At 53.7% G+C, this 16,369-nt stretch carries 13 protein-coding genes; 7 read left to right on the forward strand and 6 right to left on the reverse strand.

Features of this window, described 5'->3' with window-relative positions; all coding sequences use genetic code 11:
• The first annotated feature begins 7 nt into the window (after positions 1 to 7).
• Genes pqqC through ABD013_RS03650 form a run of 4 tightly spaced genes read left to right on the forward strand, consistent with a single transcriptional unit; the run spans position 8 to position 4,003 of the window.
• Positions 8 to 766: a pyrroloquinoline-quinone synthase PqqC gene (gene pqqC, locus ABD013_RS03635; protein WP_343802410.1), complete on the forward strand. Its 759-nt coding sequence runs from the start codon at positions 8 to 10 to the stop codon at positions 764 to 766.
• Complete coding sequence (gene pqqD, locus ABD013_RS03640; RefSeq protein ID WP_343802413.1) at positions 759 to 1,037, forward strand: pyrroloquinoline quinone biosynthesis peptide chaperone PqqD; 279 nt, start codon at positions 759 to 761, stop codon at positions 1,035 to 1,037. Before pqqC ends, pqqD begins: the two co-directional genes overlap by 8 nt.
• A complete protein-coding gene (pqqE, locus tag ABD013_RS03645) occupies positions 1,009 to 2,160 on the forward strand; it encodes a pyrroloquinoline quinone biosynthesis protein PqqE (protein WP_343802416.1) in 1,152 nt (383 codons plus the stop codon). Before pqqD ends, pqqE begins: the two co-directional genes overlap by 29 nt.
• Positions 2,141 to 4,003 (forward strand): alpha/beta hydrolase family protein, encoded by a 1,863-nt coding sequence (locus tag ABD013_RS03650; protein WP_343802419.1) that lies wholly within the window; start codon positions 2,141 to 2,143, stop codon positions 4,001 to 4,003. Before pqqE ends, ABD013_RS03650 begins: the two co-directional genes overlap by 20 nt.
• Positions 4,004 to 4,188: 185 nt before the next feature.
• Here ABD013_RS03650 and ABD013_RS03655 read toward each other — a convergent pair whose 3' ends face one another.
• The 6 genes from ABD013_RS03655 to ABD013_RS03680 form a co-directional block, all read right to left on the reverse strand.
• On the reverse strand, positions 4,189 to 4,632 hold the full coding sequence (locus ABD013_RS03655) for a DUF1214 domain-containing protein (protein ID WP_343802422.1): 444 nt from the start codon (positions 4,630 to 4,632) through the stop codon (positions 4,189 to 4,191).
• Between the two features lie 80 nt (positions 4,633 to 4,712).
• Entirely contained in the window at positions 4,713 to 5,504 is a 792-nt protein-coding gene (locus tag ABD013_RS03660; RefSeq protein WP_343803967.1) for a DUF1254 domain-containing protein, read from the reverse strand.
• A 3-nt stretch (positions 5,505 to 5,507) separates the two neighbouring features.
• Positions 5,508 to 6,122, reverse strand: a complete 615-nt coding sequence (locus tag ABD013_RS03665) for a DUF1254 domain-containing protein (RefSeq protein WP_343802425.1) — start codon at positions 6,120 to 6,122, stop codon at positions 5,508 to 5,510.
• A 254-nt stretch (positions 6,123 to 6,376) separates the two neighbouring features.
• Positions 6,377 to 8,287 carry an acyl-CoA synthetase gene (locus ABD013_RS03670; RefSeq protein WP_343802428.1) on the reverse strand — a complete coding sequence of 637 codons (1,911 nt, stop codon included), beginning with the start codon at positions 8,285 to 8,287 and terminating at the stop codon, positions 6,377 to 6,379.
• A gap of 412 nt (positions 8,288 to 8,699) precedes the next feature.
• Positions 8,700 to 9,719, reverse strand: a complete 1,020-nt coding sequence (locus tag ABD013_RS03675) for an AraC family transcriptional regulator (protein ID WP_343802431.1) — start codon at positions 9,717 to 9,719, stop codon at positions 8,700 to 8,702.
• Between the two features lie 216 nt (positions 9,720 to 9,935).
• Positions 9,936 to 10,697 carry an SDR family oxidoreductase gene (locus ABD013_RS03680; RefSeq protein ID WP_343802434.1) on the reverse strand — a complete coding sequence of 254 codons (762 nt, stop codon included), beginning with the start codon at positions 10,695 to 10,697 and terminating at the stop codon, positions 9,936 to 9,938.
• 581 nt (positions 10,698 to 11,278) lie between these two features.
• On the opposite strand from ABD013_RS03680, the gene ABD013_RS03685 reads away from it, so the two are divergent.
• From ABD013_RS03685 to ABD013_RS03695, 3 genes are all read left to right on the forward strand, one after another.
• Positions 11,279 to 12,913 (forward strand): fatty acid--CoA ligase, encoded by a 1,635-nt coding sequence (locus ABD013_RS03685; protein ID WP_343802437.1) that lies wholly within the window; start codon positions 11,279 to 11,281, stop codon positions 12,911 to 12,913.
• Between the two features lie 394 nt (positions 12,914 to 13,307).
• Positions 13,308 to 14,807, forward strand: coding sequence for a DUF1302 domain-containing protein (locus ABD013_RS03690; protein ID WP_343802440.1), 1,500 nt, complete (start codon positions 13,308 to 13,310; stop codon positions 14,805 to 14,807).
• A 46-nt stretch (positions 14,808 to 14,853) separates the two neighbouring features.
• The gene (locus tag ABD013_RS03695) at positions 14,854 to 16,218 is read left to right on the forward strand and encodes a DUF1329 domain-containing protein (RefSeq protein ID WP_343802443.1); all 1,365 of its coding nucleotides are present in this window, start codon (positions 14,854 to 14,856) and stop codon (positions 16,216 to 16,218) included.
• The last annotated feature ends 151 nt before the right edge of the window (positions 16,219 to 16,369 follow it).

Raw genomic sequence — 16,369 nt, forward strand, 5'->3', positions numbered from 1 at the left:
TACCGACATGAGCAACCGTGAACCGATGAGCCGCAGCGAATTCGAACAGGCTTTGCGCGCCAAGGGCGATCTTTACCATATTCACCATCCCTACCACGTCGCCATGTACGCTGGTCAGTCCACCCCGGAACAGATCCGCGGCTGGGTTGCCAACCGTTTCTATTATCAGGTCAATATCCCGCTCAAGGATGCCGCGATTCTGGCCAACTGTCCGCACCGTGACGTGCGTCGACAGTGGTTGCAGCGGATCATGGACCACGATGGCTACGACGGTGCCGTAGGCGGTATCGAAGCCTGGCTGCAGCTGGGTGAAGCCGTGGGGCTGACCCGAGAGGAAATCCTGTCCCAGGAACATGTACTGCCGGGCGTGCGCTTCGCCGTCGATGCCTACGTCAACTTCGCACGTCGTGCTACCTGGCAGGAAGCGGCCAGCTCCTCGCTGACCGAACTGTTTGCGCCTCATATCCACCAGTCGCGCCTGGATACCTGGCCCACGCATTACCCGTGGATCAAGGAGGAGGGCTATCAGTACTTCCGCAATCGCCTGACCGAAGCCCGCCGTGACGTCGAGCATGGCCTGCAGATCACGCTGGATCACTACACCACCCGTGAGCAGCAGGATCGTATGCTGGAAATCCTGCAGTTCAAGCTGGATGTGCTCTGGACCATGCTGGACGCCATGAGCATGGCCTATGAGCTGGAGCGGCCGCCGTACCACACGGTGACCAAAGAGCCGGTGTACCATCGAGGTCTGTTCAATGAATAAACCCGTGCTGGAACAGACCCCGAGCCTGAATCCCATGTTCCGCTTTCAGTGGGAAGAGGCGCAGAACTGCCATGTTCTGCTCTATCCTGAAGGGATGATCAAGCTTAACGACAGTGCCGGTGCCATTCTGGCTGAAGTAAACGGCGAGCAGGATTGTGCCGCCATCATCCGTTCTCTGGAGGCCCGCTTCCCTGATGCCGGGGAGCTGGGGCCGGATGTACTGGAGTTCCTGGAGGTTGCCCGTGAGCAAAACTGGATTCGCATCAGCTGATACCACGCCCAGCCAGAGCCCACCGCTCTGGCTGCTGGCTGAACTGACCTACAAGTGCCCGTTGCAGTGTCCCTACTGCAGCAACCCGCTTGATTTTGCCGACCATGGCGAGGAGCTGACCACTGAACAGTGGATCGATGTGTTCCGTCAGGCGCGCAAGATGGGTGCGGCGCAACTCGGTTTCTCCGGTGGTGAGCCATTGGTGCGCCGTGATCTTGAGCAACTGATCGCCGAAGGGCGCAAGCTGGGCTATTACACCAACCTGATTACCTCCGGCATCGGACTCAATGCTGACCGCATCGCGGCCTTCCGTGAAGCCGGGCTGGATCATATCCAGATCAGCTTTCAGGCGTCCGACGAGACGGTTAACAATATGCTGGCCGGTTCCGACAAGGCGTTTCAGCAGAAGCTGAAGATGGCACGTGAGGTGAAGGCCCAGGGTTACCCGATGGTGCTCAACTTCGTGACCCATCGTCACAACATCGATCGGATCGACCGCATCATCGAGCTGTGTGTCGAACTGGAGGCGGATTACGTGGAGCTGGCTACCTGCCAGTACTACGGTTGGGCGCACGAAAACCGCGAAGCCCTGTTGCCGACCCGGGCACAGCTGGAGCGGGCCGAGCGGATCACCAATGAATACCGTGACAAGCTGGCCGCCGAAGGCAATCCGATCAAGCTGATCTTCGTGACCCCGGATTATTACGAGGAGCGACCGAAGAAGTGTATGAACGGCTGGGGCGAAATATTCCTGACCGTGACGCCGGATGGCACGGCGCTGCCGTGCCACAGTGCCCGCATGCTGCCGATCGAGTTTCCCAATGTGAAAGACAATAGCGTGCAGCATATCTGGCATGACTCCTTCGGCTTCAATCACTTCCGGGGTGATGACTGGATGCAGGAGCCCTGCCGTTCCTGTGACGAGAAGGAAAATGATCTGGGCGGCTGTCGTTGTCAGGCCTATATGCTGGCCGGCGACATGAACGCTGCCGACCCGGTGTGCAGCAAGTCACCGCACCACCAAAAGATCCTAGATGCCCGTGCAGCGGCTGAGCAGGTCGGCGAGGATACGCCCATTACGTTCCGTAACGAGCGCAATTCCCGTGTATTCGCCCGTGGCTGAGCAGCCGCTCAGTGCTGAGGCGGCGGTTGCCGCTATCCACGATTATGCCGCCCTGAGGTTCTACCAGGGGGCGGTACTGGGTGTCAGTTTCGATGCTGGCAGTGGCTGTAACCGTCTCTGTCGCTTCGAGCAGGGACAGGCGCTAAGCCTGCTGCCTGACAGCTTCAGTGTGCGCAGTCGAGTGCATGAATATGGCGGTGGCGCCTGGTGCCTGGCAGCTGACCATGCCTGTTTCGTCAATGACAGCGACCAACAGCTCTGGTTGCAGTCATTGGGTACTGATGGCGGACCCAGACAGCTGACCCAAGCCGCGGATACCCGCTTCGCTGACCTGCAGCATGACTCTCGGCATAACCGCTTGATCGCCATCAGCGAGACCCATCAAGCAGGGTCAGAAGCGCGCAATCGTCTGGTGGCGATTGATCTGCAGACCGGAGCACTGAACACACTGGCGGAAGGGGCCGACTTCTACAGTTCGCCAGCGCTGAGTCCGGACGGCACACAGCTGGCCTGGATCGAATGGGATCATCCCTGGCAGCCCTGGTGCAGTACCCGTTTGATGCTGGCGCAGCTCACTGACTCCGGTGGCATTGAACAGCCGCATGAGATTTCAAACAGCTTGGCGTTTGCCTGGGCGCAGCCGCGCTTTTCGCCCCAGGGCCAGTTACATGTGGTGAGTGATCGGGACAACTGGTGGCGAATTGAGGTCCTCACCGAGCAGGGGCTGCGGCCACTGCCCGGAGCTTGCCCTAACCGTACTGAGTTCACCACCGCCCCTTGGCAGTTCGGCCTGAGCACCTATGGCTGGAATGCAGAAGGGGAGTTGCTTGTGCTGGGGCAGAGTGAAGGCTATTCACGGCTTTGGCGACATGATGCTCAGGACTGGCATCCTCTGGAGTTGGGCTTGATGCCGGCGCGTCTGCATGCATTGGTGTGTGACGCTGCTCGACTGGCCTGTGTGGCAGAGTTCAGTGACCGGCTGCCGGCAATCCTGGCCATTGATAGTGAACTGACGGCCGATGATCCGGATCAGTGTGACATCCTGTATGGCGGCCTTGTGCCCGAGTATACCCCCAGCTTGCCTGTCAGCCTGAGTGTCTATGTCCAGGGCCTCCAGGTTCCCTATTTCCTCTACCGTCCAGTGGGGGTTCCGTCAGATAAGGCTTTGCCGTTGGTCATCTGGACCCACGGCGGTCCCACGGCCACCACCGCTCCCGTTTTCAAGCCTGCCATCCAATACTGGACGCAGCGTGGTTTCATGATCGCCGATGTGAATTATCGCGGCAGCACGGGGTATGGCCGTGACTATCGCATGCAACTGGCCGGGCAGTGGGGTGTCAGCGATGTTGAAGATGTGGAAGCTGTCGCTCAGGATTTGATTGACCAAAAGCTGGCCGATCCCGGAGCCATCTTCATCCGCGGCAACAGCGCGGGTGGCTACACGACGCTCAGCGCGCTCTGCCATTCCGGCATTTTCAGCGGTGGCGCCAGCCTCTATGGCGTCAGTGATCCTGCCCGGTTGAGCCAGCTGACCCACAAGTTCGAATCCCGTTACCTGCACTGGCTGATTGGCGATCCAGAGCAGGTACCTGATTGCTATGACCAGCGTTCGCCTCTGCAGCACGCTGATCAGATCCGGGTGCCGGTGATCTTCTTTCAGGGTGAGCAGGACAGGGTGGTCTTGCCCGAACAGACCCGCTGTATGGCCGATTGCCTGAAGGCCAACGGTATTCGGGTTGAAACCCATTACTTCCCGAATGAAGCCCACGGTTTCCGTCAGCCCAAGAATCAGGCGACGGTGTTAGAACAAGAGTTGGCGTTTTACCGCGGTATTATGGGCTGAACAGGCCAGGTGATGGGGCTCATCAACCACCCGGCCGTGTAGACGTCAATTATTCATCTTTACCTTGATGGGGCAACTTCTCGACTTCGTTCAGCACCCTGCTGTGTGTTTCTGTAATTTTCTTTGGGACCGTAAAAAACGAAATAGTTCGAGTCTCGTCTACATGGTGATGCAGTAGGAGGCGATCATTTGTCTTCACCCTCTGTGTTTGGGGTGATGACATATTTTTGCCTGGCATGTTGGAGGTATTGGACAAAGGGTGTCTGGTTTTGAGGAACATATAGCCGCAGCAGTGCAGCGAAAGGCTCAACAGTGTCCAGATTGTTGCCTGCTCCGGGGCAGTTGAACCTCAGGGTGATACTGCCGTCGGTGTTGGCGCTGGTCTCACGATGGGAGATCGCAGCCTTGTCCCGTGTGAGCCAGCCCTGCTGGTTGTAGGTTGTGACCGACCAGAAACCGCCTTTTGCGTAATTCAAGGGCGGGGGATCAAGCCGCAGCTGTGAACAGACGCTGGGTTCCGCCTTGGAGTGAACAACGAGGTAGCCGGCATCCTGAACCGGCAGGCCGCCCCAGCCGTATGCGGTGGCATATAGATGGCCCTGAGGATAAACGAAATCACGGGTACCCATCAGTTTGGTGTAGTCCTTGATCTTGCCTTGATCTTGCCTTGAGCCACGTCCTTGATGTGTGCAGTGCGTATGTTCATTAGCTATTCATCCGAAATCACGATATCAGGTGTGGTATAGGGCCTGGCGGATCCGGCTTCGATCAACAAGGCATCCTGCTGGCGGTGGGCGGCTTCCAGACCTGCTGCATCGTCGGAGGTGGGTTGGGTACGTGCATTCAGGTATACGTAATCGCCATAACTGAGGTCGTTTTTATCAATGCTCAGTGATTCACCCGCATAAACAGCGCCGATGCTGTAGTTTTGCATATCGATCACCTGAACGATCGAGTAAGCCGAGTACGACGGAACGGTGATGGTCGCGCCTTCGCTTACGTCGACCACCGCACTGGAGTAGAGCGTATCCTGGTTCTCACGGATCACTTGTTGGGTGTCGACCCTGACCATCTCCCGCTGGTGCGTAAAGGTGTTAATACCGGCTTTTTTCAGGTGTTTTTGAATATAGGTATTGCTCTCGGATACGCGATAGGCGGTGCTGTCGACGCCGTAATCATACGGATGAGCAACATTTTCACGGACGAAAGGCTCGACGGGTTTGGCTTTAGGCAGTTTGTAGCTGAGATCCAGTACTGATTTGCCCGGGCGGTAAATCCGCATCAGGAAATTCCAGTCGGGGCTGGTGTCGACTCGGTTGGTAATCTGGTCACAAGCCTCCTCGAAGCCGAAATACATCGTAAAGCTGCCATCATCATTCAGCGCCACATTGGATGAGTTGACGATGTTGTTGTCGCTGTCCATATAGCCGTTGGCGTTGTAGACGGTAATGGACCAGAAGGCGTAATGATCCGGCTGCTGGTAGGTTGCACTGTGGCAGATCCTCTAATCATGATGGCCGGAGTAGTTGATATAGGTGGCATCCTGCTCAGGGAGCAGGCCCCAGGCGCCGGCGGAGGCCAGATGTCGGGTTTCCTCGTTTACCTTACCACGTGGTCCCATCCAGTCCGATGCATACTGGTCGAGTTGCTGAAATTCGCTTTCGTATCCACTTCTCAGCTCTTGAAGAGAAGTCAGGTCCCAGATATAGGCTCGCAATAAATCGGTGTTGTTGGCCGTGATGACAAACTGGTCCTGAAGCTGGTTCAGTAGCTGGATTTCGGCTTCGTCCTGCGGATCCTTGATATGAAAGCGTGCGCCGACCAGTACATACTTGGTGTCCTGGGCGATTTGATAGGTGCCGGGTACGTAGATGACCTGAGAGGTGTAATGGTCGTTGTCAATCATCATCACGGACGAGTAGCGATCATCCGGCATCTCCGGCATCTCCGGCATCTCCGGCAACGTAAAGCTGGCACCGCCTTCGGTATCGACGACAGCGCCGATATACAGGGTATCGCGGTTTATTCGGATCACCGGCTGCTGATCCAGTGCCACTGGCCGGCGCACTTTCCAGAGTTTATTAATGCCACCGGACCGTTGGGTGATACCGGCAAACATGCGGTCGGTTTCAGCGCGAATAAAGCTATCGGGTATAACCGGCTGTGGCTCGGCAGCCGGTTTGATTGAGGATGCATTGGCAAGAGCGGGTAGAGTACTGAACAACAGGGGTAAAATCAGAGCAGCGCGGGGGGGATCGTTTGGCAGCCATAGTCAACAGCCTCTCGTCATTGAGCTGATAATTTGGGGGAAGCAGCGCCCGCCACAGGGGTGGGCACTGAGCAGTTCCGGAATCAGGCGGTCGTAGGTGCCGGCTAGATGAATTCGTAGTGGATTGCGTAGTTGCCCAGTTTGTCTTCGAGTTGGGCACGCTTGGCAACGGCACCCTCGTCCAAGAGCTGGATAGTCGCTTTTTGACCATGCTTGCTGCAGGCTTCAACTTCCACCTCGAAACCTGTCTGTCCCAACAGTTCTTCCAGCTCCTGCTGCAGCACATAGCGCATCGACATCAGGCGCAGTGATGGCTTGAAGACTTTGCCGACCGCTGTCAGTGGAATCTCCTCAACGATGCATATCTCTTTCGGAATCGCGGCCCGCTCACTGATCTCCTGCTGACAGAATGCCAACAGCTCATCTTCTGAAACTTCGCTTCCTGCGGTCAGGGTGACATAGGCCACCGGCAGTTCGCCAACGCGGGGGCAGGGTTTGCCGACAGCGGCAGCCATCACGACCTCGGGGTGCAGGTTCAGGGCTTCCTCAATCATGCCCGGATCAATATTATGTCCACCGCGAATGATCAGGTCCTTGCTGCGGCCAGTAATCCAGAAATAGCCATCCTCATCCTGGCGGGCCAGGTCGCCCGTATTGAACCAGTCACCATCGACCCAGATATCGGTATTCTTGGTCGGGTCGGTATAGCCTTTGAAAATATTGGGGCCACGCAGAACCAGAGAACCTGACTCATTTGTCAGGCAATCTCGCAGGTATTGCCCCTGCTCATCCAGCAGTACAACTTTGCCTTCGGTATAGGGCATACAGATGCCGATCGAACCGGTACGGCGCTCACCCGCGGGAGGGTTCGCTATGCTGGCGGCCGTACTTTCTGTCAGTCCATAACCTTCGATCAGTGCGCAGCCAGTCAGCGCTTCGAATTGGCGATGTACCTCTCGTGGCAGCGCCGCGCCCCCGCTCAAAGCAGCCTTGATTGAGCTGATATCCGCGTCACCAACCGGTACTTGTAGGAGCCCGGCAAAAATGGCCGGTACACCGCTGAAGAAGGTGATTTTGTGCTTTTCCACCAGCTTCCAGAAATTGGTAATGATGTCTGGGCTGCGGAACCCCTGTGCTGAAGCCAGAACCACATGGGCACCACTCAAGAATGATGCCAGCCCCGTGACCAACGCACCGTTGACGTGAAAAGTTGGCAAGCCGGTCAGCAGGGTATCGGTGTCGCGAAAGCCGAGATGGACTTTAACCATCAGGGAGTCGATAACTTCATTGTAGTGGCTGTGTGGGGCCAGCTTGGGCACCCCGGTCGTGCCACCTGTATGGAAGAGTGAAGCTACATCCTGAGGGGAAATTGTGCGCTTGGTCGTTAGCTGGCCATCGGGTTGAGTCGCAATCCAGCGATCAAAATTGATTGCCCAATCTTCCGTTGGGAGGGGGAGCTCAGTGCGGATAGCTGTGACCTGTTCAGATGGGAGGAACTGGCACATATCGACGTAGAGGACTTTCTCAAGGCTGGGGACCAGTGGCTTGATTTGCTCGACCTTGTCCCAGGTATCGGTGCCGGGGAATGGGGCCAGGGCAACCAGCAATTTGGTGTTGGCGGCATTGAGAATTCCGGCGATATGGTCCGGCTCCAGCATCGGATTTATCGGGTTAATGATACCGGCGGCTTCTCCTCCCCAGAGTGTGAAGTGATTTTGCGGCAGGTTAGGCAGCAGCATGGAGATAACTTCATCACCCTTCAATCCCAGTGACGCGAAGCCGTTGGCTGTTTGAATGATCCTGGCCAGAAGATCCCTGTAGCTGTACGTGATGCCCGGTTCTCTGGTCGTGCCTTCGAGAAGGAATGTCAGGGCTGGACGGTCGCCAAACTGAGTCGCAGATCGTTGTACAAGTTCCAGTGTGTTGGGCGGAAGGTCAAGGCTGTCGAGCGGATGTTGTAGTTCAAACTGTTGAACATCCTCTCGGTTTGAAAACATGGGAAGAGTATTAATCATGGGTTTTCCTCTATGTGTGCTAGTTATTTTTCTGTCATGAGGTCAATATGATGAGCAGATTTCCGATTGCGATATTTCATCGGTAAATACCGATTTATGAATCTGAATAAATATAATTACATCCGTTCTGGTAAAGGAGGTTAAAAAACGCCCTAGTGAGTATTGAATTTACACAGAAGGCTGAAATCATGGATAAATATATTGATTTTTGCACATGCCAGTCACTTATCCGCATAGCAGGCCGCCATTCAGTCACTGGAAATATGGGCCACTAGGTGCAGGAAGTCGGTTGTCTTGGTGAAATAAAGCATGACTGCATCGACCTATCCTTGAGCAAATCGTTATTGATCTGAACTAAGCATACCGGGTCTTATAATTCTGATTTGACACTTGGTACGGGCTGTTTTACCAATCACGCAATCCTAGGGTAGAGTTCTCGACGCAGGTTTTTCCGCCATCCACCTGGGCTGACGCCCATGATTCGCTTGAAGCTGCGTGTCATGGCACTCAGTTGACTGTACCCAACCAGATCGGCAATTTCGGTAAGAGAGAGATTCGATTCTGCAATGTAACCGCAGACCTGTTTAATACGAACTTCATCAAGAAGCTGCTGGAAGCTGACTGAAAAAGTGGCGAGTTTGTACTGGAGTGTACGGGGAGCAATTCCCAGGTTGTCTGCAACCTCTTCAAGGGTGACGCTTTGGCGGGGGAGCAGGTTGGCAATAATCCATCGTGTTTGATAAACGAGGTTGTCAGAATGATGCTTTTTCAGGTGGTTTTGAAGCAAGAGTCGCATTGACGGGTTAGCGTTGGTGACAGGGGAGTCCAGATAGCTGCGGTCAAAGACCAGGGTGTTACGTTCATGCTCGAACGCAATAGGCGCACGCAGAATTCGGGTGTAAGGTGTTAAGCAACGTGGAGCATCGCCAGCCAGATAGACTGATCGTACCGTAAGTTTCCCCCCGCACAGGAAGTTGATGCCATTAAAAACATTGCATATAGAGTGGTCTATATTTTGTCTTGAGAGACAGGTATTTCTGGAAAGGGTCTGGTGGGTATGAAACAGGGCGATATCATTCTTGACCTCAAGGGCCATATTTAACCCCTGGATATGCTGAGTGACATAAGTGGCAATGGCCTGTAGAGCCTCTCCAACTGTATTGCACTGTTGTGCCAATAAGCCGATTGCGCCCAGTATGGAAAGAATGTTCTGGCGTTGAGCAAGCTGAAGGCCGAAGTCACTCTGTTTGGTCAAAAGGGCGCCTGCCTCCAGCAGATCCACTTTGGCTTCTACCGGGATCAGTCGCTCCGGGTCGGTCAAATAATCCGAGGGGAGTGACAAGCACTGCAACACAGCGTTAAGGTCGATTCCGTATACAGCCAGCAGCTCACCATATCCGCTTAGAGCCCCTGCTTTAACCAAAGGCAGCATAGGTTACGCCTCCTTCTGTGATCCTTGCCAGTCAACTCTTCATCATGTTTTGGAGTACGCTGAGCGAGGATCTCATTATTGTTATTGTATTTCATGCTGCCGTGGGTGCAGCCGTCAGGATAGTGTTATCCCGATCGTACTCATCATTATCGAGTGATGGAACTCTTGGCTCAGGGGTTATGATGTACGACGTCTGCCATAAAAATTCTGGAGAAGTCAGATCCTTAATCCGCCATCGATCTCCAACAACCTACCATTAAAGTAGTCGTTTTCAACGATGAAGCTAACCGCCTGCGCAATTTCTTCGGGCGTACCCAGTCGGCTTGCCGGAATCATCGTTTCAAGGTTTTTTCGAGCCTCTTCAGGCATCGCCATGACCATGTCAGTTGCAATCCCACCCGGGGCGATCGCGCCGGTCCGAATAGAGTAACGTGCGAGTTCCCGGGCCCACAAGGAAGTCAAGGCAACGATGCCAGCTTTGGCGGCGCTATAATTGCTCTGGCCAACATTTCCGCTCCAGGCAAGGCTGGAAATATTGATGATGATCCCGCGGGTGGCATTGTCGATCATCCGGGTTGCAGCTTCACGGCCACAGAGAAAGGTACCCGTGAGATTCACGTCAAGGACCTGCTGCCATTGATCAAAACTCATGCGCTTGATGACTTTGCCGTGCTCTGTTTTCACCAGTAAGCCATCACGTGTGATGCCTGCATTGTTTACCAGAGCATGGATGGCACCAAAGTCGGCCATGATGTCTTTGAATACTGCCTCGACCTCTGCTTCCTGAGTAATATCACAGATGTAACTCGCGGCTATGCCTCCTGATTGGCTGATCAATTGTCTTGTTTGGTCAAGATCCTCTCTATTGAGATCGATCAGCGCCAGGTTGGCGCCTTTATCTGCGAGATGGCGTGAAATTGCACGGCCAAGACCTCTGCCAGCGCCTGTAACAACGATTGTTCGACCATCTGTCTCCATCTTTAGCCTCTCCTGCTTTGCCAGATAATTGGTTCTTTTATGGATGAGTTTTTTTATCTTTAAATACAATGGCCTGCGTTTAATTGTTAACAGGGGGGCCTCGCCGACTGAGTAACCAAGCATAACAACGACCCAATCCGGAATTTGACAATAGAAACATCATATTTGACTTTTCACGCAACAGGAGGTGCTGAACAGGGGGCTGTATTAAAAGGGCTGTGTACTGTTAAAAAGCCAGACTAATCATGGGGCGTAAAAACTGGTAAAGAAAGTGTGTTTTTGTAAGGTAATGTCAATTTTTGAAGAAGCTGATGTCATTGTTCCAGATGGTGTGGTTATCCAAACTGGTGTCAATCGAGTCGGCGGTAGAAGTGAGGTCTAAGCAGAATATTTGAAAGGCGAGAATTGGGTTTTTCATGAAAGTCACAGCTTCAATAGTGCTGCGGTGAGGCCGCACTTAAAAGCATTACCTTTCTTGCCTGTCACATGTTTATGAAAACTGGATGCAACACATCATAGACTTCGAATCTAATCAAGCCGGTTCATGCGTTATGCAGACTAATAATAAGAGTACTACGACAATGAACACCAAGATTCTGCCTCCCAGTTCATCCGCCTATGAGTACCCGTTACTGATCAAGCGTATTCTGACGTCCAGTCAGCGTTTTGAGCAGGAAAACGAGATCGTCTATCAGGGTAGCCGACGCTTCAGTTATGCCCAGTTCAACGAGCGTGTTCAGCGACTCGCCAATATGCTAACCGAGCTTGGAATCAAGGCGGGCGATACTGTTGCAGTGCTGGACTGGGACAGTCATCGCTATCTCGAATGCTTCTTTGCCGTACCAATGATCGGTGCCGTGCTGCATACGGTCAATATCCGACTATCGGCTGACCAGATTCTCTACACCATGAACCATGCCCAGGACGACCTGGTGCTGGTGCATGATGATTTCATCCCGGTTGTTGAAAGCATCAAGGACCAGCTGGAAACGGTGAAAGGCTATGTGCACCTGTCGGATGGGCAGGGCGAGGCGTCTTCGTTGAACATGCTTGGCGAGTATGAGTCGCTGCTGATGCTGGCGAGCCCTGACTATGACTTTCCGGACTTCGACGAGAACTCTGTGGCGACGGTGTTTTATACCACGGGGACGACGGGCAATCCGAAAGGCGTTTACTTCTCGCATCGGCAATTGGTATTGCACACCATGAATATGCTGACCACACTGGCGACCAATAATCCGGATCCATTGCTGGGCCCCGGCAGTGTCTACATGCCGATTACCCCCATGTTTCATTCCCATGCCTGGGGTGTGCCCTATGTCGCTACCATGCTGGGGATCAAACAGGTTTATCCGGGGCGCTATGAAGCCAATGCACTGGCGCGGCTGATACGTGAAGAGGGTGTCACCTTCTCGCATTGCGTACCGACTTTGTTGCAGATGGTGACACAGTCTGATGAAGCCAGGGAAACCCGCTTCAACGGCTGGAAGGTCCTGATCGGTGGCAGCCCCCTGACGACCGGTCTGGCCCGGCATGTGATGGAAATGGGGGTTGAGCCCTTTACCGGTTACGGCATGTCGGAAACCTGTCCGCTACTGAGTCTGACTCGCATAACTTCGCAGCTGGCGTCGCTGCCAATAGACGAACAGGTGGAGTACCGCATCAAAGCTGGGGTGCCCACTGGTCTGGTGGATATCCAGATCCGGGATGCCGAAGGACGAGCGTTACCCTTTGATGGAGTCGCCAAGGGGGAGGTGGTTGTTCGAACTCCATGGGCAACACAGGGGTATCTGCATGAGCCGGAAAAGGGTGAAGAGCTCTGGGAAGGCGGCTGGTTGCATACAGGGGATGTGGCCAGCGTCCACCCCGATGGTTATCTCGATATCAAGGACAGGATCAAGGATGTGATCAAGACCGGTGGGGAGTGGGTCTCATCGCTTGATCTTGAGAACCTGATCAGCTCGCACCCGAAGGTCGAGAGTGCTGCCGTGGTGGGTGTGCCGGATGAACGCTGGGGTGAACGTCCGTATGCATTAATTGTATCCAGGTCGGGGTCCCTTGACGCGGCATCGATCGAGCAGCATCTGGCGCAATTCGTGGCGGAAGGTCTCATCAATAAATGGGCAATTCCCAAAACAATTCGAATTGTTGATGATATTCCCAAGACCAGCGTCGGCAAAATAAACAAGAAATATATACGCTCTGAAATATTTTAAGCTGTCTGATTGCTTATTTTTAATAGGAAATTATACGGATTTTATTATTTCAAGAAAAATACTTTAAAAAGGTGGTGTTTCGATAGGGCTATTATGAAAGATAGTCAATATTGATAATGAAATGAAATTTTATTCAGGTTTGAAGTCGAACTTGAATAATAGAAAATATCTTCAGTGCCAATTATTGGTTGTCATTTTTGCTTGTATGACGAATTACAAAGGTGTCTTTATATTGGCAGCTAATACTGTTGCCAAGGGGGGTATCTTGTCCAATAAAACCAAAACAAAAATAAAATTGAGGTGATAGCATATGGTTGATCCTGTAATTGCGAGAAATTTCTGTGGTCGTAGACCCAGGCCTTTGTGCAAAAGTATTCAACAAGCCACGCTAACCATGGCGCTTGGATCATTGATGTCACCGCTCGCCATGGCGGCGTCCTTCGAGCTGGACAATGGCGTCACTGTTGATATCGATACCACCCTGGGGTATGACGCTCAATGGCGTATGGAAAGTCAGAATAGTACTGTCCTGTCAGGTGGCGGAAACCCGGTTCTTGCGCTGCTGGGGGACGATGGTAACCGCAATTTTGACAAGCACGACATGACTCAAAACCGGCTCAGCTTTGGCACCGATGTGGATATCAACTACGGTGCCGGCGGGGTATTTCTGCGTGCGCGTGGCTGGTATGACGATGCGTACAATGATCTGGACCTGGCACCGGCCAAGTCTTTCCAGCAGGACGGTATCGATCTTCATGCATCCGATGTTGAACTGCTGGATGCGTTTATTTACCACGGTTTCAGTGTTGGCGACCGTTATGTCAGCCTGAGGGTGGGGGAGCAAGTGGTGAACTGGGGTGAAAGCCTGTTCATCGGTGGCGGCATATCCTCGGCACAGGGGCCGCTGGATGCCAGCAAGGCGAACGCGCCCGGCGTCGAGCTTAAAGATATTTTCATGCCGATCGGCCAGGTTTTGGTGGAAGCGAGTCTGACGGATAACCTGTCACTGGGTGCGTACTACCAGTATGACTGGCAGGAAACGCGAATTGATGCACCAGGCAGTTACTTCAGTGTGCTGGATGGTCTGGGACAGGAGTCGGTGGGCGATACTCTCGATATCGGCACCCCTGTAATGGAGGATACGCCGGACAAGGGGCAGGCGGGTCTGGCGCTGCGCTACCTGGCTGAAAACCTGAACAGCACCGAGTTTGGTCTGTACTACCTTCGTTACAACGATTTCATGCCTGCGCTTCAGCTGAATGCTGGCACCGGTTTTGCGGACGTTCACGAATATTTTGAAGATATCGATCTGGTGGGTTTGAGCTTTGGCACGGTCATTGGTGATACCAATGTCAGTGGTGAAATCTCCTACCGGGATGGTCAGCCTGTGCAGCTTAATGTACCTGGCCAGTTTGTATTCGAACGAGCCAAAACCGTGCAGGCACAGGTATCCGCGATCCATGTGTTCCCGGAAAACCCGTTTGCGGATCAGCTCGTGTTCACCGGTGAGATTGGCTACAACCGCGTGCTTGATATCGATGGTGTCAGCGGTAGTGTCAGCGACGCACTGGATAACGATCGCAGCGCTGCCAGCTTCACCGGCCGCCTGACGGGTGATTACTACAACGTTCTGCCGAGCGTAAACCTCAAAGCGAGTGCAACCTATCGCAACGATTTCAATGGGGTTTCGTCAGTGCCCTTCACCTTTACAGAAGGGGGCGAAGTGTTCTCGCTCAAGGCCGACTTTACCAGCGGCCCCCATGCCTTCGGGGGCAGCTACGTCTGGTATCTGACCGATGTCGACGACATTCTTGGCGATACCGGCAAGCTTGAATTGTCCCATCTGAATGCTGACCGTGATTATGCGGCGCTCTACTACAAGTTCCGATTCTAATAAATATAAAAATCATCTGGCTCGGAGCCAGATAAGGAGAACAGCGATGAAATTCAAGACGCCGATCCTACCGCTTGTAATTACGTCTCTGCTGATGGGCAGTGGAAGTGCGCTGGCAGCCGTCTCGGCCGATGAAGCGGCGAAGCTGAAAACAAGCCTGACCCCTATGGGAGCAGAGCGTGCAGGCAATGGGTCTGATATACCGGCCTGGGATGGAGGGATCACCCAGGTGCCGGCGGGGTATCAGGCCGAAGGGCCAACCCTGATGGATCCGTATGCAAACGATGAGGTGTTGTATACCGTCACGGCAAGCAATTATGCAGAGCATGCCGACTATTTGACCGATGGTCAGAAGAAAATGTTCGAGAAGTATCCAGGCTTCCGAATGAATGTCTATCCGACACGGCGCTCGGCACCGGCACCACAATGGGTGGCGGAAAACACCTATCAGAATGCCCTTAATGCGAAGCTCAATGATAGTGGCCTAGGGGTGGAGAATGCCTTTGGCGGCATTCCGTTCCCGATTCCCAAGCGCGGCCTGGAGGTGATCTGGAATCACAACCTGCGCTGGGCCGGGCAAGGCAAGGATACCCGGTACATTAATTACTCCGTATATACCAACGGCTCACGTTCGGAGTCGTCCGCACATGTGCGAGAGTATTACCCGTTTTACAACAAGAGCAGCGGTAAAGAAGGCTTCGATGGCAACTTTATGAAACTGTTCCTGGAGTATACCGCCCCGGTGCGTCGGAAAGGGGAGGTGATCTTGGTGATCGACCCGATTAATCAGGCCGAAACCCCACGACAGGCCTGGCAGTATATTCCAGGGCAACGTCGTGTCCGCCGGGCGCCAACATTGTCATTTGATACCCCTAACCCAAGCTCCAACGGTATGTCGACCTATGATGATGCCTTCATGTTCAATGGCTCGCCCGAACGATATGACTGGAAGCTGGTGGGCAAGCAGGAACTGCTGGTGCCCTATAACTCCTACAAGCTGATCAATGCCCTGGCAGAAGGTGCCAGCAAGGAAGAGCTGTTTCCCGTCAATTTCATCAATCCTGATTATGAGCGATGGGAAAAGCACCGTGTATGGGTGATAGAGGCTGACTTGAAGGAAGGACAGCGTCACGTGTATGCCAAGCGTCGCTTTTATATCGATGAGGATAGCTGGAGTGCGCTGATTTCAGACTCCTACGATGGGCGTGGTGAATTATGGCGCTTCAACTACGCACACCCCATCACCTTCTATGACCAGAATGCACTGGCCATACGTTCGCTTGCTCAGCACGATATATTGTCCGGTGACTATACAATTCTGGAACATAGCCTGGGTCGTTACAAAACTCAGGGGCCTTCAGATGATGATTTCTATACCCCGCAAAGTATCCGGCAGCAGGCACGCCGCTGATCGCTAACAGTGAGGTGAGCTCCCTCCCAACCTCCGGGTACCACCTCGCTCATTGAGCGGGGAGGTACCCGACACTGGCCACCGCTGGCTTCGTGGCGACGGTGGTTCCTTTGCTCCGTACATGCGGTTTCCTGGGGCACAGCTGCAATCC

This window comes from Marinobacterium maritimum (assembly GCF_039523155.1).
Lineage (GTDB): Bacteria > Pseudomonadota > Gammaproteobacteria > Pseudomonadales > Balneatricaceae > Marinobacterium > Marinobacterium maritimum.